Source organism: Schaalia hyovaginalis, from assembly GCF_014208035.1.
GTDB lineage: Bacteria > Actinomycetota > Actinomycetes > Actinomycetales > Actinomycetaceae > Pauljensenia > Pauljensenia hyovaginalis.
Genome location: NZ_JACHMK010000001.1, coordinates 800,132 through 819,234, shown reverse-complemented (window position 1 = coordinate 819,234; position 19,103 = coordinate 800,132). Strand labels below are relative to the sequence as shown.

Annotated in this window: 14 protein-coding genes; 2 read left to right on the top strand and 12 right to left on the bottom strand. The window is 67.5% G+C overall.

The window, feature by feature from the left end; genetic code table 11:
* Positions 1-174: 174 nt before the first annotated feature.
* From HD592_RS03465 to HD592_RS03455, 3 genes are all read right to left on the bottom strand, one after another.
* Entirely contained in the window at positions 175-1,182 is a 1,008-nt protein-coding gene (locus HD592_RS03465; protein ID WP_184451911.1) for a Gfo/Idh/MocA family protein, read from the bottom strand.
* 80 nt (positions 1,183-1,262) lie between these two features.
* Positions 1,263-2,192 carry a sugar phosphate isomerase/epimerase family protein gene (locus HD592_RS03460; RefSeq protein ID WP_184451909.1) on the bottom strand — a complete coding sequence of 310 codons (930 nt, stop codon included), beginning with the start codon at positions 2,190-2,192 and terminating at the stop codon, positions 1,263-1,265.
* Between the two features lie 219 nt (positions 2,193-2,411).
* Positions 2,412-3,470 (bottom strand): substrate-binding domain-containing protein, encoded by a 1,059-nt coding sequence (locus HD592_RS03455; RefSeq protein ID WP_184451907.1) that lies wholly within the window; start codon positions 3,468-3,470, stop codon positions 2,412-2,414.
* Positions 3,471-3,671: 201 nt separating this feature from the next.
* Here HD592_RS03455 and HD592_RS03450 point away from each other — a divergent pair, with 201 nt between their 5' ends.
* Both HD592_RS03450 and HD592_RS03445 read left to right on the top strand, forming a co-directional pair.
* Complete coding sequence (locus tag HD592_RS03450) at positions 3,672-4,877, top strand: Gfo/Idh/MocA family protein (RefSeq protein ID WP_184451905.1); 1,206 nt, start codon at positions 3,672-3,674, stop codon at positions 4,875-4,877.
* Between the two features lie 27 nt (positions 4,878-4,904).
* On the top strand, positions 4,905-5,909 hold the full coding sequence (locus tag HD592_RS03445; RefSeq protein ID WP_184451903.1) for a sugar phosphate isomerase/epimerase family protein: 1,005 nt from the start codon (positions 4,905-4,907) through the stop codon (positions 5,907-5,909).
* 61 nt (positions 5,910-5,970) lie between these two features.
* Here HD592_RS03445 and HD592_RS03440 read toward each other — a convergent pair whose 3' ends face one another.
* The 9 genes from HD592_RS03440 to HD592_RS03400 all read right to left on the bottom strand — a co-directional run bounded on the left by HD592_RS03440 (position 5,971) and on the right by HD592_RS03400 (position 19,062).
* Positions 5,971-7,038, bottom strand: a complete 1,068-nt coding sequence (locus tag HD592_RS03440) for a substrate-binding domain-containing protein (RefSeq protein ID WP_184451901.1) — start codon at positions 7,036-7,038, stop codon at positions 5,971-5,973.
* Between the two features lie 229 nt (positions 7,039-7,267).
* A complete protein-coding gene (locus HD592_RS03435) occupies positions 7,268-8,413 on the bottom strand; it encodes a zinc-binding dehydrogenase (protein WP_184451899.1) in 1,146 nt (381 codons plus the stop codon).
* A gap of 393 nt (positions 8,414-8,806) precedes the next feature.
* Positions 8,807-10,714 (bottom strand): 3D-(3,5/4)-trihydroxycyclohexane-1,2-dione acylhydrolase (decyclizing), encoded by a 1,908-nt coding sequence (gene iolD, locus HD592_RS03430; protein WP_184451897.1) that lies wholly within the window; start codon positions 10,712-10,714, stop codon positions 8,807-8,809.
* A 72-nt stretch (positions 10,715-10,786) separates the two neighbouring features.
* Positions 10,787-11,656 carry a 5-deoxy-glucuronate isomerase gene (gene iolB / locus HD592_RS03425; protein ID WP_184451895.1) on the bottom strand — a complete coding sequence of 290 codons (870 nt, stop codon included), beginning with the start codon at positions 11,654-11,656 and terminating at the stop codon, positions 10,787-10,789.
* A complete protein-coding gene (locus tag HD592_RS03420; RefSeq protein ID WP_184451893.1) occupies positions 11,653-12,519 on the bottom strand; it encodes a Cgl0159 family (beta/alpha)8-fold protein in 867 nt (288 codons plus the stop codon). Before HD592_RS03420 ends, iolB begins: the two co-directional genes overlap by 4 nt.
* 1 nt (position 12,520) lies before the next feature.
* Entirely contained in the window at positions 12,521-13,516 is a 996-nt protein-coding gene (iolC, locus tag HD592_RS03415; RefSeq protein WP_184451891.1) for a 5-dehydro-2-deoxygluconokinase, read from the bottom strand.
* Positions 13,517-13,862: 346 nt separating this feature from the next.
* Positions 13,863-14,783: a succinate--CoA ligase subunit alpha gene (gene sucD, locus HD592_RS03410; protein WP_184451889.1), complete on the bottom strand. Its 921-nt coding sequence runs from the start codon at positions 14,781-14,783 to the stop codon at positions 13,863-13,865.
* Between the two features lie 18 nt (positions 14,784-14,801).
* The gene (gene sucC / locus HD592_RS03405; RefSeq protein ID WP_184451887.1) at positions 14,802-15,986 is read right to left on the bottom strand and encodes an ADP-forming succinate--CoA ligase subunit beta; all 1,185 of its coding nucleotides are present in this window, start codon (positions 15,984-15,986) and stop codon (positions 14,802-14,804) included.
* A 169-nt stretch (positions 15,987-16,155) separates the two neighbouring features.
* Positions 16,156-19,062 (bottom strand): UvrD-helicase domain-containing protein, encoded by a 2,907-nt coding sequence (locus HD592_RS03400; protein ID WP_184451885.1) that lies wholly within the window; start codon positions 19,060-19,062, stop codon positions 16,156-16,158.
* Positions 19,063-19,103: the final 41 nt, after the last annotated feature.

The window sequence follows — 19,103 nt, the reverse complement described above, 5'->3', positions numbered from 1 at the left end:
GCGGTCAAGACAACTTTGTCCCGACATTTGATGCGCGTTAAGCGTAGTGCCTTCCCACGGGGAGGGCAATGCCCGGGGACATATTTCGTCGACGACGCGGCACGAGGCGCTGGAAGACCCCAGTGCCGCCGGGTGCATGGGGAACGAGCCCCTCCCCCGGCGGCGCCAGGCCTCTCAGGCGTAGAAGGCAGGCTTGTCGATGAGCGAGACCGCGACCTCGCGCCCTCCGTTGTCAAGGGAGTCGAGTCCAGCATCGACGACCGCGGTCGCGGCGTAGCCATCCCACGAGCTCGATCCCGTGTGCTCATCGCGGGCGACCGCATTGATCCACGATTGGAACTCACGATTGAAGGCCGCCTGGAACCGGTCGATGTGCGACTGGCACATGGCGTTGCGATTGCCGAATCCGTCGCGGATGTGGACGGTCTCCTGATCGCCGAGGCGCACGGTCCCGGTCTCCATGACGAGCTCGCACTCGATCGAGTAGGCGAAGTGGAGGTTGACGTTGACCTCATCGTCGATGAGGACGCCAGATTCGGTCTTCGCGACGAGAACGAGCGGGTCCTGAAGGTGCGCGAAGCGATGGCTCGTCGCGCGCGGAGTGTCGACGCGGACGGACACAATCTCCTCGCCGAGCAGGTAGCGGCAGATGTCGATCTCATGGATCGCGGTGTCGTCGATCATGTTGCGAGTCGTGTAGTTCTCCGACACCGAGGGGTTGCGGTGGCGGCAGTGGACGAGCGTCGCGTAGCCGTGCTCACCGGCGTCGAGGATCTGCTTCATCTCATTGTAGCCGGTATCGAAGCGACGCATGAAACCGACGGTCACGAGCTTTTTGCCCGCCTCCTGCTCCGCCTCCATGATTCGCAGGCAATCCTCAACGGTCGTCGCGAGCGGCTTCTCGCAGAGGACGTACTTCCCGGCCTCGATGACCTTGATGACGTCCGGCGCGTGCACCTTTCCGAAGGTCGCGATGACGACGGCATCGACCTCGGGGTCGTTGATGAGCTCGTCGGAGGTGCCGTAGGCCTTCGCCCCGTAGGGCTCGGCGGCGGACTTGGCGGCCTCGAGGTTGATGTCGGCGACCGCAGTGATGACGGCGCCCGAAAGATCGTCGTGGATGCGCGTGAGGTGGGCGCGGCCCATGCCGCCGGCCCCGATGAGTCCGATACGAATGGTCATGATGTGTCCTCTTCTTCGAGTTCCCGCCCCCAGGCGGGTGCATGTGGTGGTGTGCGCCGTCGTCGGCGCGAAGGAGCCGATCAGGCGAGGCCGAGCCCGCACTCGGCGAGATAGGTACGCATGTTGATCGCGTTCTGCTTGGGGAAGGAGGGGTCGCAGGGGTAGCAGTCCTGCTCGCAGATCGCGTAGAGCGGCTTGTCGAGCGCGGCGAGCGCATCGACGAAGGCGTGCATCTCGGGGAGACCCTTGGGCGGGCAGACGGAGGCGCCCTTCGTCACGGCCTCGCCGAAGGGCCAGTCCTTCTCGTGCGCCTCGCGGGTGATGTCCTCGTCGAAGGCCTTGATGTGGACGTAGGCGATGCGGTCGGGGTACTTTTCGCAGAGCTCGATGGGATCGCCGCCGCCGTAGACGACGTGGCCGGAATCGAGGCAAAGGTTGACGTAGGTCGGGTCGGTCGCCTCGAAGATCCGGGCGATCTCCTCGGGCGTCTCGATGTGGGAGTCGCCGTGCGGGTGGAGGACCATCTTGAGCCCGTACTCGTCGAGGAGCATTTGACCGAGGGCGTTGGCGTGCTCGACGTAGAGCTTCCACGCGTCGTCGGAGAGAACGCGGTCGTCGGTCCATTCCCAGGTCTTGTCGTCGCGGTAGAGCGGGGGGAGGTGGACGAGGTACTCCGCGCCGACGGCGGCGTGGGTCTCAGCGATGGCCCGGAAGGTCTTCAGGGTCGTCTCCCAGGCCTCGGCCTTGTGGAGGATCCCCCAGCCGGTGCCGGCGACGACGCGCATGCCGAATTCATCGCACCACTTCTGGAGCTCTTTCGGGTCGGTCGGGAAGTATCCGAAGGGGCCGGTCTCGATCACCTCGAATCCGGCTTCGGCCATTTCTTCCCACGCCCGGCGCGGGTCCATCTGCTTGGGGTCGTCGGGGAACCAGACGCCCCATTGGTCCGGGCACACGCCGATCGTGAGCTTGGAGTACGTGGGGTCGAGAGTGTTGACGGCTTTGGACATCTTTGTCGCTCCTCGGTCAATCGAAGTTCCGAATCGATTCGGACATACGATGAGACTAGTCGTCCGAAACGATTCTGACAAGTCTTTGTGCGAACATTTGGGAACAATTTCCCCTCATTCTGGTTCCCGAGGATCCGACCCTCGAAACCCGGCGCGCGAGGGCGCGCCCGTCGGCCACAGCCCCCGCCCTCCCACAACGCGCGCCCGCACTGCTCCCAGCTACTCGATCGCCGTCGATCCCCTCACGACGAGGCGCGTGGGCACGGCCTCGAGAGAAGAGACGAGCAACGACCCCGCCTCCTCAGCAGAGCCTCGGGCCCCGCCCAGATCCGCACCCTTCCGGGACTCGGAGGCATCGGAGAGGACACCGGCGAGATGACGGATCGCCGTCTCAGCGATGCGATCAACGTCCTGGCGCACGGTCGTAAGGTCGACGGCGCTGAGACCGGTGATGGCAATGCCGTCGAATCCGGCTATCGCCACATCCTCGGGGACGCGGATCGCGCGCCTCCTCAGCTCGAGGAGGGCGCCGATCGCAGCATGGTCATTGAAGAAAAGGATCCCCTCGGGAAACTCCCCCTCCCCCGCAAGCTGCTCAATGGCGGCGATGCCAGCTTCCTCGCCACTACCACCCGGAAGGATACGGGCGCGAAGCCCGTGCCGGGCCATCGCCTCGACATAGGCATGGGCACGCAGATCCCGCGAGGGCGATTCCCCGCCATCGACATGGACGATGTGCCGCCTTCCCGTCGAGACGAGGTGGTCGACGAGGTCATGCATTGCCGCTTCATCGGTCGAACGGACAGCTCGAACCTCGGGCGAGGGACTCTCCCGGCACAGGTAGAGCAAGGGCAACCCGCCCACGACCGCGCGGAGCTCGCCGTAGGGGATGAGGGAGTCGACGACGATGATCGCCTCGCAGCGATCACGGACGAGGGCGCGAAGGCCTTCAACCTCGCCGTGGCGCGGGGTCGAGGCCGCGAGCGCGAGTCCAAGGCCGTGGAGTTCCGCGGCTCGATAGAGGGCGTCGATGAGCTCGGCCTGGAAGGCCTGTCCGAGGTAGTAGGAGACGCCGATCACCCCAGTCCGCGCCGCCCGAAGGAGACGCGCCCTCGGATCGGCCTCATAGCCGAGCTCCGCTGCGATCCGCACGATCTCCTCACGGGTCGCGGGGGCCACGCCCGGCGCATTGTTGAGGGCGGCCGACACGGTGGAGATCGAACGACCAGCGCTCCGGGCGACCGTTGCGATCGTCGTCTTCCGAGCAGAACGGGCCACGCCCCCTCCTTCCCACGAACGCCGAGGGCCAGTCGATTGTCCCACAGCCGCCACCTCGGCGGCATCCACCCGCTCCGAGCTGCCGCGATCTGCCACCTCCACGAAAGGTATTGACATTCGACCCCAGGTGGCGACATACTGACGCCACGCGATTAACGCGCGTTAATCGCTTGGTCGACGAAGACAACGAGGACGCAGCACATGAACGCTGAATCCCTTTCCGTTGCAGTCATCGGCGCCGGCATGGCCGGCACCACCCACGCGAACGCCTGGCGCCAAGTCGGCACCGTGTTCAACCTCGGCCTGCCGAAGGTCCGACTCGCCGCGATCGCCGACGCCTACGAGCCCTTCGCCCGCGACGCCGCCGAGCGGTACGGGTACGAGAAGGCCGTCACCGACTGGCGCGCCATCGCCGACGACCCCGACATCGACATCGTTTCGATCGTCGTCGGCAATGCCCTCCACCGCGAGATCGCTCAGGCCCTCATCGAGGCCGGCAAGCACGTCCTCTGCGAGAAGCCCCTCGCCGACACCCTTGAGTCGGCCCGGGCGATGGCCGAGGTCGAGGCCGCCCACCCCGAGCTCGTCACCTCTACGGGCTTTACCTACCGGCGTAATGCCGCGGTCGCCGAGATCGCAAGGCTCGTCGACACCGGCCACCTCGGCGAGGTCACCCACATCAACGCCCGCTACTGGTGCGACTACGGCTGCGACCCGAACACACCGATGGCGTGGCGCTACTCCGGGCCCATGGGATCGGGCGCCCTCGGCGACGTCGGCTCCCATCTCATCGACACGGCCGAAACCATCTGCGGGCGCCTCGTGACCGTCTCGGGCGGCGCGATGCTCACCGCCATCACGCAGTGCCCCGTCGCGAAGGGTCACGTCACCCGCGGCACCGCCCTTGACTTGGCGAAGGCTTCGATGGCGGAGGTGACGAACGATGACGTCGCCTCCTTCACCGGGGTCTTCGCCAATGGCGCGATCGACACCTTCTCCGCCTCGCGCATCGCCTGGGGAATGCCGAACGCGATGATGATCGACGTCCACGGCTCGAAGGGTCGCGCCGCCTGGGACCTCGCCCGCACCGTTGAGATCATCGTGGACGACGCCTCCGCCCCCAGGGGCCTGTCCGGTGCGCGTCAGGTCCTCGTCAATCCGACCTTCCCCTACTTCGAGCGCGGTTCGTCCATGGCCTTCGGCGGCGTCGGCCTCACGCAGATCGAGCAGTTCACCTACCAGGCCTACGCCTTCCTCCAAGAAGTCGCCGGCGTCCCCGAGGACGAGGCCCTCCCCCGCTGCGCGAGCTTCGCCGACGGCTACCGCGAGATCCTCATCGCCGCTGCCGTCGCAGAATCGGCCGCCACGGGCGGAGCCGCGGTCGACGTCTCCCGCTACAACGATTGATCCCCACACACCGTCAAGGAGCTCCTCATGTCCCTCACCTACGGCGCCTACACCGCCTGCCTTGCCGACCGGGATCTTCCCGATGCGCTCGACGTCCTCAAGGACGCCGACCTCTCGGGCGCTGAAGTGAACGTCGGCGGATTCATCCCCTCCCCCCATTGCCCGGTCGATTCCCTTCTCGCCTCGGCCACCGCCCGAGAGGACTACCTCGGGGTCTTCGAGGAGAAGGGGATGGCACTCACCGGCCTCAACACGTCGGGCAACCCGACCTCGCCCCTGCCCAAGGAGGGCATCAAGCACGCCCACGACCTCCGTCAGGCGATTCGCCTGGCCGGCCTCCTCGGCGTCACGGAGATCGTCGCCATGTCGGGCACTCCCGGCACCGATCCGAGCGCGAAGTACCCGACCTGGGTCGTCAATCCGTGGAACGGGATCGACATGGAGGTCCTCGACTACCAATGGGGTGTCGTCGCCCCCTTCTTCACGGAGATCGACGCCCTCGCACGTGACAATGGCGTGACGGTCTGCCTCGAACTCCACCCGCGCAACCTCGTCTTCACCGTCCCCTCCTTCGAGCGCCTCATCTCCAAGACCGGGGCGACGAACCTCCGCGTCAATATGGATCCCTCCCACCTCTTCTGGCAACAGATGGATCCGATCGCCGCCATGAAGCGCCTCGGCGGCCTCGTCGGGCACGTCCACGCAAAGGATACGAAGATCTTCCCGGGCGCCGCCTACCGAGGAGTGCTCGACACCGATTTCACACCCGTGCCCGCAGAGGCGGAGAACAAGACGCCGGTCGCCTACGACTACTGGTGCTCGTCGTGGCCCGAGGATCCCGCATGGCGCTTCGTCGCCCTCGGCCTCGGCCACGACGTCGACTACTGGACCGAGTTCCTCAGCGTCGCCCGCGAATGCAACCCGGACATGAACATCAACATCGAGCACGAGGACGCCGCCTACGGAAACGTCGAGGGCCTGACGATCGGGGCCTCAACCCTTCTCGCGGCCGCCGCCGCGCTCTCAGCCTGAGGCTCTCGCCTGAACGGGGCGGAGTTCGACGCCTTCGCGAGTGTCGAACCCCGCCCCGTTGTCAGCTCAGCGCCGTCGAGGACGCCCGCACGGCGAGGACGGGCGGCACGATGAGGTCGCGGCCCGGCATTGAGGGCCCTTCACCCTCCTCATCGCCGCCCGGCGTCCCGACTGCGCCCGCGGCGGCACCGGCTGCAGTGAGAGGCATCCGCCCCGTCCGCTCGCAGAGGAAGCGGATGGCGTCACGAGACATCCGTTCAGCGGGCTGCTCAACGGAGGTGAGGGAGAACTCGGGGAGGCGCGCGAGATAGGTGTCGTCGTAGGAGACGAGCGGCACCCGCATGCCGGAGGCGGCGATCGCAGCTGAGGCGTCGAGGGCGACGACGTCATTGTGCGCGACGACTCCGACGCGCCCCAGCGCCACTGCCGCACGGGCGATCTCATCCTCAAGGGGAACGGCGCCGAGGGGGTTCCTCGTGAGAATCTCGAAGGGGAGGCCCGAGGCTTCGGCCGCTTGAGCGAGGGCGCGCCCCCGTTCCTCCGCGTTCGGGTCGTCCTCGGGTCGCGGGGCGAGGTAGAGGAAGGCCTGGGCGCCCGCTTCGACAAGGTGGTCGACGACGGCACGCGCAGCGGCACGCTCGTCGAGGCGGACGGTGTCGACGAATCCGCCGGCACTTTGACCTCCGATGACGCAGACGGGGATCGTCTCGGCGAGGACGCGAATGCGCTCATCCGACATCGCGCTCGAGACGAGGACGACGCCCTCGACCCTCATGGAAACGAGGGTATCGATCGCCTCGGCCGCGTCCTCAGCCGCTCGTCCGACGACGATGAGGAGCCGGAATCCGGCTTCGCGGGCGGCTGCTCGCAGGGCGTCGGCGATGAAGTCGAAGAAGGGATTGCGCAGGTCCGGAAGGACCAGGCCGATGAGCCCCGTACGCCCCGAGGCGAGGGAGGAGGCAGTCCGATTCACCCTGTAGCCCAGGCGGTGCGCCGTTTCCTCGATGTGCTCGCGGGTCGCGTCCGCGACGAGGGGAGAACCCGCGAGCGCGAGTGAAACGAGCCCGCGACTCACACCCGCCTCTCGGGCGACGTCGGTCTGGGTGACCGCTCGGCGTGGTCGTGGCACGCGGATTCCCTCCTCGCTCATCGTCGCAGCGAAGCGTGAGCGGAGCCCGGGCCGCAGTCGCCGTCAGCATCGCCGTCTCGGGCTGGCGGCCCGACGGTGACGATCCTAGTGCGCATCGGCGTCCCCCTCGCACGCGTGCACGAGGACGGGAAAGGGCCCCGGGATCGTGGTGGTGATCCCGGGGCCCGCGCGCTCCGACGTCATCGGCGGAGCACGGCCGCTCCTCCGGTCACAGGCTCATGTCGACGACGGCACGCCCCTGGATCTGGCGGTTGCGGAGCATCTCGTAGCCGACGCCGGCTTCTTCGAGCGGGAAGCGGCGCGAGACGACGTCCGTGTAGTTGATGACGCCGCGAGCGGCGAGGTCGACGACGGCGGGGAGATCCTGTCGGGTACGGGCACCGTAGGATCCGAGGATCGACTGAGAGCGGCGCACCGTTCGGTTGATCTCGACCTCGGCGGTCTGGACGCCCGCGCCCAGACCGATCGGCACCATTCGCCCGCCGTCGGCGAGAACGTCGAGGGCGGTCTTCCAGGTCGCGGGAATGCCGAGCGCTTCGAAGGCGACGTCGACCCCCTTGCCCTTCGTGAGCTTGAGGACCTCTTCACGGGCGTTCTGAGTGACCGAGTTGATGACCGCGGTAGCGCCGTAGTCGAACATCGGAGCGAGCTTCTCGTCCGAAACGTCGATCGCGATGACCTGGGATGCGCCGAAGGCGGAGGCGATCTGGACGATGTTCGTTCCCACGCCTCCGGTCGCGACGACTGCGACCGTTTCGCCGAAGCGGAGGTCGGCACCGCGGCGGACCGCGCCGTAGCCCGTCATGGCTGCGCAGCCGAGGATGGCGGCGGGAACGAGGTCGATGGAATCATCGACGGGGGCGACGGCCGCGGAGGGGACGACCGCGTATTCGGCGAGGCCTCCCATCGAGTACATGTAAATCGGGTCGCCCTCGAGAGTCGCAAGGCGGGTCGTGCCATCGTAGAGGAGTCCCTTGAGGCGGTTGAGGTCGAAGAAGGGGCCGCAGAGCTCGTCATGGCCGGAGGCGCAGGCGTCGCACTGGCCGCAGGGCATGAGGAATCCGCCGGCGACGTTCTGGCCGACTGCGAGGCCGGTGTGTTCGTTGCCCGGGCCGAGCTCGACGATCGTGCCGGTGACCTCGTGGCCGAGGACGGCGGGCTTGGGGAAGGCGATCGCGCCGCCGATGACGTGCAGGTCGGAGTGACACAGGCCGCAGGCCGCGACCTTGATGAGAACCTCTCCCGCCTTCGGGCGCGGAGTACGGATAGTTTCGACCTGGAGCCCCTTCTCAGTGTCACGCAGGACCGCGGCGCGCATCGTCTCGGGAATCTGGACTGCTTCGTTGCTCGTCATCGTTCAATCTCTCTCGAGGTGGGAGGGTCGCCTCGGCGGCCCCTTCGCTCACGAGTATAGCGACTTCTCGAGTCTTTGTTAATACATTTAAGGCACAATCTTTCGCCACACAGAGTCGCCTTCTGCCACACGACCCCTGTGGTTGCGACAAATTCCGGGCCGCACATCTCGCAATCCACCTCCACGCCGCGCAGGCCTGAGAGCACCGGCAGCACAACTGCCCAATTGTCCATACATGCTGCAGGGGTGATGACGGAGGAATGGTCCCGTCAATAGGGATCCGCCTTCGAGAGACAGGGTGCCCTTCGTCATCCGCCCGAAGGCTCGAAGCCTCGCCTCGGCGCTCCCCCATCAGGGGGCGTCGAGGCGGGGCCGGAGGGGGTCTGAACAGGCTCAGAGGTAGTGGCGCTGCGGCTTCTTGTCCTCGAGGTACTGCTCATAGGCCCTCTGCGTCGACTCGAGGCGCGAGACTTGCGAGACCGCGACATCCCACCACGACGAGGCCGGCGGATTCGGACCCATGAGATCCGTTTCAATGTGGATCATCGCAGGCTCATCGGCGGCCTGCGCCTGCGCGTACGCGGCCTTGAACTCCTCGATCGTGTGGACGCGGTAGACGGTGAGACCCCAGGACTCGGCGTTCGCGGCGATATCGACGCCGCGAATCGTCTCCGTGTCCTCAAGATGCGAACCGCTGCCCCGCTGGCGGTACTTCGTGCCGAAGCGCTGGGAGCCGCGCGACTCGGAAAGGGAGCCGATCGAGGCGAAGCCGTGGTTCTGAAGGAGGACGTAGATGACCTTGACGTTCTCCTGGACGACCGTCGCGAGCTCCATCGGGAGCATTTGATACGTGCCGTCGCCGACGATCGAGACGACCTCGGACTCCGGGCGCGCGAGCTTGCAGCCCAGACCCGCGGGGATCTCGTAGCCCATGCAGGAGAAGGCGTACTCGACGTGGTACTGGATCGGCGTCTTCGCCTGCCAGAGGGCCTGAAGATCCCCCGGCATCGAGCCCGCCGCGTTGATGACGATGTCCTCATCGCCGAGGAGCTCATTGAGCGCGCCGAAGACCTCCGTCTGAGCGGGAAGGGGGCCGTGGCCGCGGTGGTAGCACTCCTCCGTGCGGGCGAACCAGGCGTCGCGCTCCTTCGCGATCTCCTCGGTGTATTCCTCGCTCACCCGGTAGCCCTCAAGGGCCTTCGTGAGAGCGACGAGTGCTTCGCGGGCATCAGCGACGACCATTTCGGCGCTCTGCTTCGCCGCGTCGAAGGGGAGGACGTTGATGTTGACGAAACGGACGTCCCTGTTCTTGAATTGCGTCTTCGAAGCGGTCGTGAAGTCGGAGTAGCGGGTGCCGATGCCGATGACGAGGTCGGCCGCATCGGCGATGTGGTTGCCCGAGTCCCCGCCCGTGGATCCGACGCCGCCGATTGCACAGGGGTGGTCGAAGTTGATCGCGCCCTTGCCCGCCTGGGTGTCGGCGACCGGGATGCCCGTCGCCGACGCGAAGGCGCGGAGTTCCTCGGAGGCCTCCGAATAGATCGCACCACCGCCCACGATGATCATTGGCCGCTTCGCCGCCTTGATGAGGGCGACGGCGCGCTCGAGGGCGGCCGGCTCGGGAAGCGGGCGGCGCACATGCCAGACGCGCTTGCGGAAGAACTCCACCGGCCAGTCGAAGGCTTCGACCTGGACGTCCTGGGGCATTGCGATGACGACCGCGCCGGTTTCGGCAGGGTCGGAAAGGACGCGCATTGCACTGAGGAGCGAAGGGATGAGCTGCTCGGGGCGGTTGATCCGGTCGAAGAAGCGCGAGACCGGTCGGAAGGCATCGTTCACCGTGAGGTCGAGCGTCGTCGGATCCTCGAGCTGCTGGAGCACCGGATCGGGGACACGGGTCGCGAACTGATCCGAGGGGAAGATGAGGACGGGGATGCGGTTCGTCGTCGCGAGGGCCGCGCCGGTCACCATATTGAGCGAGCCCGGGCCGATCGAGGCCGTCACCATGTACGTCGAGAGGCGATTCTTCACCTTCGCATAGGCGGCAGCGGCGTGGACCGCACCCTGCTCATTCCGGGGCATGATGTAGGGCATCGGGTTCTCGCCCTCGACGGGCTCGATTTCATTTTGCAGGAGGGCCTGGCCGATGCCGGCGACGTTGCCGTGGCCGAAGATGCCGAAGGCGCCCTCGATGAGACGCTGCTCGACGCCGTCTCGTTCGGAGTACTGATTGGACAGGAATCGAATCGTCGCCTGGGCGACGGTCAGGCGGATGGTGCCTGCGTAGGCTTCGTTGCTCACCTTGGCTCTTCTCTCGCGTTAAGGGGGAGGGTGGTGCGACTGCGGGGCGCGGCCACACCGTGGTCGACCGGCTCAGTGGGCCATGGGGAGGCGGGGGTCGGGTTCCTGCCCCTCCCAGGACTCGCGGATCCAGTGGTGCACGGGATCATCGGGCGCGAGCCAGACGGGGCGCTCCTCCGGTCCCGCCATGACGTTGAGGTAGTACATGTCGTAGCCGGGCGCCGCAACGCAGGGACCGTGGTACCCGTAGGGGACGAGGGCGACGTCGCCGTTGCGGATCTCGACGCAGATATCGATCGGCTTATCCGCGCTCGCCCCGTAGGTCCGGTGGAGACCGAAGCCGGGGTCGCCGACGGGCGAGGAGGCGATCTCGAAGTAGTAGATTTCCTCGAGCTCGCGCTCATCGGCCGAGTGAGACTCGTGCTTGTGCGCCGGATAGGACGACCAGTTGCCGCCGGGGGTGATGACTTCGGTGACGAGGAGGTGGGAGGTTTCCACGCCATTGTTGAGCGCGTAGTTCGTCACCTGGCGCGAGCAGTCGCCCGCACCCCGGATCCCCGTCGTCGCCATCTCGCGCGGCAGGTAGCGCACGGGGAGGTCGCTCGAGGCGACGGCTGCGGGGAGGGCGAAGCGCCCGCCCTTGTCCGAGGCGATGGTGAACGCGGTGGTGCGGGGCACATAGAGCGAGTCGGAGATTTCCGTGAAGACTCCCGTTCTTCCGGCGAGTTCGAAGGTCTCGTCCCCGAGGGCGACCGTCGCCGCGCCCTCGAGCGGGAGGACGAGGAGTTCGTATTCGGCCGACTCGAGCGTGATGGAGCCCCCCGGTGCGAGGGTGAGGATGCGGAGGCCGGAATAGGTCCAGCCGGCGTCCTCCGCGGAGATGTCGACGGAGAACTCGTCGTGGGCGGTCTGTCCGGAGCGCACGTGGATATCGAGGGTCATGAGAGCATCCCGAGGGTCGTGTCGACGGCGTCGGCGACGCTGCCGGTCGGCGGGTAGAGGAGAGAGCGGCCGATGACGAGCCCCTTGACATTCGGCAGCTCGAGGGCGCGCCGCCAGGAATCACGGGCGGCGTCGGCGTCCTTTGAGACGGCGCCCCCGAGGATGAGGGCGGGGAGGGTTGAGGCGGCCATGACGCGCTCCATGTCGGCGACGGCGGGGAGCTTGAGCCAGGTGTAGGCGCTCGTCTTGCCGAGGCCGGAGGCGATCGCCATCGACTCGATGACGGCGTCGGGGCTGAGATCGTTGACGATGAGTCCCTTGATCCACCGGGAGATGAAGGGCTCGACCATCGCCATGACCCGCTCGTCGGCAAGGCCGTTGACGGCCGTAGCGCAGGTCGAGATCGTGTCGACGGTCTTGGGGTCCTCGTAGTTGATGCGCAGGAGCATCTTGCCGCCGTCGAGCCCGGCGTCGACGACGCCGCGGACGTCGTAGCCGGTCATCCGGTCGTTCATCTCGAAGGTCGCGCCCTGGAGGCCGCCGCGGTTCATCGAGCCGTAGACGAGCTTCCCGTCGAGGGCGCCGAGAAGGGCGAGGTCTTCGATGAGGTCGGAGGTCCCGAGGAAGCCATGGACGCCGGGGCGCGAGAGCGCTTCGACGCATCGGGCGAGAAGATCCTCTCGGGAGGCCATCGCCATGGGATCGTCGCCCGCTCCCATCGCGCCGCGCGCAGGGTGGTCGCAGGCGATGATGAGGAGCTTGCCCTCCTTCGGCATCTCGCCCTTGGGACGCTCGGCGAGGGTCGTCGCAATGCGCCCGGGCTCGTAGGCGCGGATTTCGACGATTTCTTCAATGAGTGACATGTCAGAGGTCCTTCACGTTCGGCGCGACCTCGTCGCGGAAGGTGCGCATCGTTTCGAGGAGCTCGGGCTCGGTCGGCATCGCGGTCGAGCACTCGAGGCGGGTGGCGACGATACCGCCAGCCGTCGAGGCCGCGAAGATCGTCTTCTCGAGGGACCATCCGGAGAGGAGTCCGTGGCAGACGGCGCCGCCGAAGGCGTCGCCTGCGCCGAGCCCGTTGAGGGGATCGCCCGTCGGGGTGATCGGCATGACAAGACGCGTGTCGCGGGTCTTGACGAGGGTGCCCTGGAGGCCCTGCTTGACGATCGCGAGTTCGACGCCGGCCTCGAGGAGGGCGTCGGCAGCCCTGTCGGGCTCGGACTCGCCGACGGCGATGCGGCACTCCTCCCGGTTGCCGATGGCGACGTTCACCTTGGGGAGGATCGCAGAGATCCGCTCATGCGCTTCTTCCTCGCTCTTCCAGAAGTTCGCTCGGTAGTCGAGGTCGGCGATCGTGTATTGCCTGCGGTCGCGGACGTCGAGGGCGGCGTGGTGGGCTTCGCGAGAGGGCTCCTTGCTCAGGCCGGTTGCGGAGACCCAGAAGATGCGGGATTCGCGCACGGCGTCCATCGGGATGTCGTCGACGGTGAGTTCGAGGTCCGGGGCGGAGGGCTCGCGGTAGAAGTAGAGAGGGAAGTTGTTCGGCGGGAAGATCTCGCAGAAGGTGAGCGGGGTGAGGAATTCGGGCTTGGTGACGACGAAGTCGTCCCACACTCCCAGGCGGCGCATTTCGCGACGGACGAAGCGCCCGAAGGGGTCGTTCCCGACGCCGGTGATGACGGCGGAGCGGTGGTGGTATCGGGCGGCTGCGACGGCGACGTTCGTCGGGCTGCCTCCGAGGAATTTCCCGAAGGATTCGACGTCCTCCAGGCCGACTCCGATTTGGAGCGGGTAGATGTCGATTCCGCAGCGGCCGATGGTGAGGACATCGAGGGGCGGGGTGCTCGGATTCGCGGACATTGGTTTCCCTTCCACGTCGTCGGGGGTGGGTGGTGATTCAGGGTCCCGTGAGGTTCCCGATGTCACAATGATGCCCCCAACTCCGGTCCACGTCAAGAGTTTGTTCTTACAAATGAAGGAGTGTGTCTCGAGACTCGACGAGTCGCTCCCGCCTCGGCATCGAAGCTGCCAGGCGCGCGTCCAAGACCACGCCGAGCAGGGGATCCACTCGCCCCACGCTGAGGACCTCCTCGCCCATCGGCATCCGCGCGGGGCACCCGAGGATCTCACCCCTAAGGATTCCCCCGGAGAACGCTCTGGCGGGCCCCACGCCGTCGCGCAGGACCCGCCGGAAACGGAGGAGGGATCAGCCTTCGAGGAGCGAGCGTGCGAGGGCCGCGGTTTGCGAGGGCGTGCGCCCGACCTTGACGCCGACGGCCTCAAGCGCCTCCGCTTTCGCGGCGGCGGTGCCCGACGAGCCCGACACGATCGCCCCGGCGTGGCCCATCGTCTTGCCCTCCGGGGCGGTGAATCCGGCGATGTAGGCGACGACGGGCTTCGTCATATTCGCCGCGATCCACTCCGCCGCACGCTCTTCCGCATCGCCTCCGATCTCGCCGATCATCACGACGAGATCGGTGTCGGGATCGGCCTCGAAGGCGGCCAGGGCATCGATGTGGGTGGTCCCCACCACCGGGTCGCCGCCGATGCCGAGGCATGTCGTGAAGCCGATGTCGCGGAGCTCGTACATGAGCTGATACGTGAGAGTTCCGGACTTCGACACGAGGCCGATCCTTCCGGGGCCGGTGATGTCCGCCGGGGTGATGCCCGCGTTCGATTGCCCGGGGCTGATGATGCCGGGGCAGTTCGGGCCGATGAGGCGCGTCCCGGCCGCGAGCGCCCGGTCCACGATGACCGTTGAATCGGCGACCGGGATGCCCTCGGTGATGACGACGACCGTTTCGATGCCCGCGTCGATCGCTTCAAGGGCGGCACCCTTCGCGAAGGCGGGGGGCACGAAGATCACGGAGGTGTTCGCCCCGGTCGTCTCCCGGGCTTCGGCGACGGTGCCGAAGACGGGGATCTTGACGGGGCCGTCGACGATGCGCTCGGCCGCCGGACCGTATCCGCGAACCTCGAAAGCGACGCTCGACCCGGCCTTGCGGGGGTTGGTGCCGCCGACGATCGTCGTCCCGGCGTTGAGCATCCGCTGGGTGTGCTTGCGGCCCTCGGCGCCCGTCATGCCCTGGACGATGACGCGGGAGTCGGAGTTGAGGAAAATCGACATGGTGCCTGTCCTTCCGTGTCAGTCGGCCTGTGCTGCGGCGGCGAGTTCGGCCGCGCGGCGGGCCGCGTCGTCCATCGTCTCCACCATGTGAACGAGGGGGTGCGAGGCCTTGACGAGGATGTCGCGCCCCTCTTCGACCTTGTTGCCGTCGAGGCGCACGACGATCGGCTTCGTCGCGGTCTCGCCCAGCACCTCGAGCGCGCCGAGGACGCCTTCGGCCACCTCGTCGCAGGCCGTGATGCCGCCGAAGACATTGACGAAGACGGATCGGACCTGCTCGTCCCCGAGAATGATGTCGAGTCCCTTCGCCATGACTTCCGCGCTCGCGCCGCCGCCGATGTCGAGGAAGTTGGCGGGTTTCACTCCGAGGTCCTCGCCTGCCATGGCGACGACGTCGAGGGTCGACATGACGAGTCCGGCGCCGTTGCCGATGATTCCGACCTCGCCCTCGAGGCGGACGTAGTTGAGCCCGGCCTCCTTGGCGAGCGCCTCACGCGGATCCTGGGTAACGCGATCAACGAGGGCCTCGTGCTCCGGATGGCGGAAACGGGCGTTGTCGTCGAGGCTCACCTTGCCGTCGACCGCCCAGACGGTCCCATCGGTCGCAGTGACCAGGGGGTTGACCTCGACGAGGGTCGCGTCCTCGTCGCGGAAGGTCTCCCACAGGGCGATGAGGACGGGAGCGAGGGCGTCGAATCGTTCCGGGTCGAATCCCGCAGCGGCGAGAATCTCGCGGGCGACCTCGTCGTTGATGCCGCGCACCGGATCCAGGGGGACGCGGGCGAGGGCCTCGGGGCGTTCCTTCGCGAGCGTCTCGATGTCCATTCCGCCTTCTTTGGAGCACATCGCGAGGTAGCGGCGGTGTGAGCGGTCGAGGAGGATCGAGAAGTAGTACTCCTCGGCGATGTCGGCGCCCGAGGCGATGAGAAGCGTGCGGACGACGTGGCCCTTGATATCGAGGCCGAGGATCGCCTCGGCCTTCTCAGCGGCCTCATCGGGGGTGCGCGCGAGTTTGACGCCCCCCGCCTTGCCGCGCCCGCCCGTCTTCACCTGCGCCTTGACGACCAGCAGCTCGGCCCCTTCGCCGAGGAGGGTCGTCGCGGCGATGCGGGCTTCGTCAACCGTCACCGCGGTGATGCCGGGGAGGACGGGAACGCCGTGAGCGCGGAACACATCACGTGCCTGGTATTCGTACAGATCCACCTCGAGTTCCTTCCAGGGATTGACATGCGAACGCCGATCGGCTTGCTCGACGTCGAGATATCCACGGCAAGACTACATCCGCCTAGGCATTTCGTCCTAGAGATGATGGAGGAAGAAAAGCATGGAGAACGAGGAGGGCAGCGAGCGCCCCGCGATTCGCCCTCTTCCCTCAGATCTTCTCCATCGGAGCCATGCGCACGAGAAGGCGCTTCTCGGCGCGCCCGAATTGAACACGGGCGATCGTCTTCGGACCCGAGCCCTCGACTCCGAGGACGGTGCCCACGCCCAGGGTCTCGTGCTTGACGCGGTCTCCGACGGAAAGGTCCAGAGGCGGCCGATCGGCCGGAACGCGCGGGGTCTTCGCCCCCATCCGCACCGCTCCGGCTCGAATACCGCTCACCGGCTTCGCGCCGCCCGAGCGTCCGCTCCCGAAGACCGGAGCGTCTTCCTCGCCCCAGGGATCGCGGCCGCGCCCCCGATGCGAGGAGGACCACGAAGCCGCCCAGCCCGTCAGTGAACCCCGCGCCCGGTCCTGAGCGGTGACGGAACGACGGATTTCGAGGAGCTCGGGCGGAATGTCGTCCAAGAAACGCGAGGGCGGCATCTCCTGGGGCGCGCCCCAGGCCGAGCGCACGGCCGCCCGCGTGAGATAGAGCCTCTCGCGCGCCCTGGTGATCGCCACATAGGCGAGTCGGCGCTCCTCTTCGAGTTCACCGGGATCGGATAGGGAGCGCTGGTGGGGGAAGGTTCCGTCCTCCATCCCCGTGACGAAGACCGTCGGGAACTCCAATCCCTTCGCCGTGTGGACCGTCATGAGGGTGACTTGCCCGGAGCGCTGGTCTTCGGAGGGAACTTGATCGGAATCGGCGACGAGGGCGACGCGCTCGAGGAAGGCGGCGAGATCGCCTCCAGGATCGACCTGCGAGAAATCCTTCGCGACGGAGTGGAGCTCGGCGAGGTTCTCCACCCGCGAGGCGTCCTGCGGGTCCTCGGACTTGCGCAGCTCGGCCAGGTAGCCGGTACGATCGAGGATCTCCTCGAGGATGTCCGCTGGGGCTGCGGCGCCTAAGTCCCCTGCTCGCGCCACGTGGAGGAGCCCCCAGAAGTCGGCGATCGCCGACGCCGCCCGGGGAGCGAGCCCGAGCACGGGCCGAAGCGCAGCAGGCTCTCCCCCGCCGAGAGCATTACCTTCCCCCGTCGAAAGCATTACCCCTTCCCCGCCGGGCCCACGGGATCCGCCCGCCGAGGGCCGAGCCGCCCCGGGTACGGCCACCTCGGGCCATCCACCCGCTTCGGGCTCGGCCGCGGGTCGGTCATCCGCGGGCGAGGCGGGAACGGCGTCCTCCGGCGAGCCCCCGGACGGAGCCGCAGCCCCGCCCTCGTCCCCGGGCGCGGCATTCGAATCCGCTGCGCGCTCCTGCTTCGTGTCGGGCCATTCGATGCCCTCGCCCTCGCCGAGGGGACGGCCCTGGGCCTCCCACACGTCCGCGATGGCTTCTCCGAATGAGATCCCGTAGCGGTCGGCGTGCGCGACCAGGGCCTGTTCGGCCTTCGCCCCGATGCCGCGCCGGGGCACGTTGAGGATGCGGCGCAGCGCCACCGTGTCATCCGGGTTGGACACGGCCTGGAGGTAGGCCAGGGCGTCCTTGATCTCCTTGCGCTCGTAGAAGCGCGTGCCGCCGACGACCCGGTACGGGATGCCCTGGCGGACGAGGAGCTCTTCGATGGCACGGGACTGCGCGTTGGTCCGGTAGAAGACGGCGACATCGCCCCATTCGCCGCCGGCATCGTGGAGGCGGTCGATCTCGGCGACGACGAAGCGCGCCTCGTCGTGCTCGGAGTCGGCGGCGTCGAGAGTGATGAGCGCGCCGTCGCCCGAGTCGGTCCACAGGCGCTTCGGGCGGCGCCCCTCGTTCCTCGCGATGACCGCATTCGCCGCGGAGAGGATGTTCTGGGTCGAGCGGTAGTTCTGCTCGAGCAGGATCGTGCGCGCACCGGGGAAGTCGCGCTCGAACTCCTCGATGTTGCGGATCGTCGCGCCGCGGAAGGCGTAGATCGACTGGTCGGAATCGCCGACGACCGTGAGCTCGGCGGGTTCGATCCCGTCCTCGCCGTCCCCGACGAGGAGGCGGACGAGGACGTATTGGGCGTGGTTCGTGTCCTGGTACTCATCGACGAGGACGTGGCGGAAGCGCCGGTGGTAGTGCTCGGCGAGGAGTCGGTTGCCCGCGAGGAGCTCCACCGTGCGCATGATGAGGTCGTCGAAGTCGAGGGCATTCGACTCGCGCATCCGCTTCGCGTACTCGAGGTAGGTCTCGGCGACGACTTTCGAGATCGGGTCGTTCTGCGCGGTCTCGGCGTACTTCTTCGCCGAGATGAGCTCGTTCTTGAGGTCGGAGATGCGCGCGGCGACGAGCTTGGGGGTGAAGCGCTTGATATCGACGTTCGCGGCTTTGAGGATGATCTGGATGAGCCGCTGGGAGTCCTGAGCGTCGTAGATCGTGAAGGAGGAGCGCAGGCCCGCGGCCTCGTGCTCGGCGCGGAGGATCCGCACGCAGGCCGAGTGGAAGGTCGAGACCCACATCCGCGAGGCGGCGCGCCCGACGAGAGCTCCGACGCGCTCGCGCATCTCGGCGGCGGCCTTGTTCGTGAAGGTGATGGCGAGGATCTGACCGGCGCTCGCCCGTCCGGTCGCGAGCAGATGAGCGATCCGATGGGTCAGCACGCGCGTCTTGCCCGAACCCGCGCCCGCCATGATGAGGAGCGGGGCCCCCTCGTGGACGACGGCCTGGGACTGGCGTTCGTTGAGCCCGCGGACGAGCTCTTCCGGATCGAGCCCGTGGATCGCGCCCGCATTCGCGCCGCTTGCGGTCGGCGAGAAGCTCCCGTACTCGGACTCGTCCTCGATCGGCGGGATGCCCTCATAGGGGGATGGCGCCGACGCCCACGGGGCCCCATCGGTCGGGGGCTCGGGAGTCGCGGCCGTCGGATCCCAGACGGGGAGGTCCTCCGGGGCGGGGTCCCACAGGGGCGGGTCGATCGGTCCGAGGTCGGGGAGCGCGGTGAAGTCGGTCATGGCGTCACCACTCTAGTTGAGGCCGTGGGCATCTGGGGCCG

Coding starts and splice junctions, on each gene's coding strand:
- HD592_RS03465 (WP_184451911.1), bottom strand. CDS start 1,182: ATGACCATTCGTATCGGACTCATCGGGGCCGGCGGCATGGGCCGCGCC.
- HD592_RS03460 (WP_184451909.1), bottom strand. CDS start 2,192: ATGTCCAAAGCCGTCAACACTCTCGACCCCACGTACTCCAAGCTCACG.
- HD592_RS03450 (WP_184451905.1), top strand. CDS start 3,672: ATGAACGCTGAATCCCTTTCCGTTGCAGTCATCGGCGCCGGCATGGCC.
- HD592_RS03445 (WP_184451903.1), top strand. CDS start 4,905: ATGTCCCTCACCTACGGCGCCTACACCGCCTGCCTTGCCGACCGGGAT.
- HD592_RS03435 (WP_184451899.1), bottom strand. CDS start 8,413: ATGACGAGCAACGAAGCAGTCCAGATTCCCGAGACGATGCGCGCCGCG.
- iolB (WP_184451895.1), bottom strand. CDS start 11,656: ATGACCCTCGATATCCACGTGCGCTCCGGACAGACCGCCCACGACGAG.
- HD592_RS03420 (WP_184451893.1), bottom strand. CDS start 12,519: ATGTCACTCATTGAAGAAATCGTCGAAATCCGCGCCTACGAGCCCGGG.
- iolC (WP_184451891.1), bottom strand. CDS start 13,516: ATGTCCGCGAATCCGAGCACCCCGCCCCTCGATGTCCTCACCATCGGC.
- sucD (WP_184451889.1), bottom strand. CDS start 14,783: ATGTCGATTTTCCTCAACTCCGACTCCCGCGTCATCGTCCAGGGCATG.
- HD592_RS03400 (WP_184451885.1), bottom strand. CDS start 19,062: ATGACCGACTTCACCGCGCTCCCCGACCTCGGACCGATCGACCCGCCC.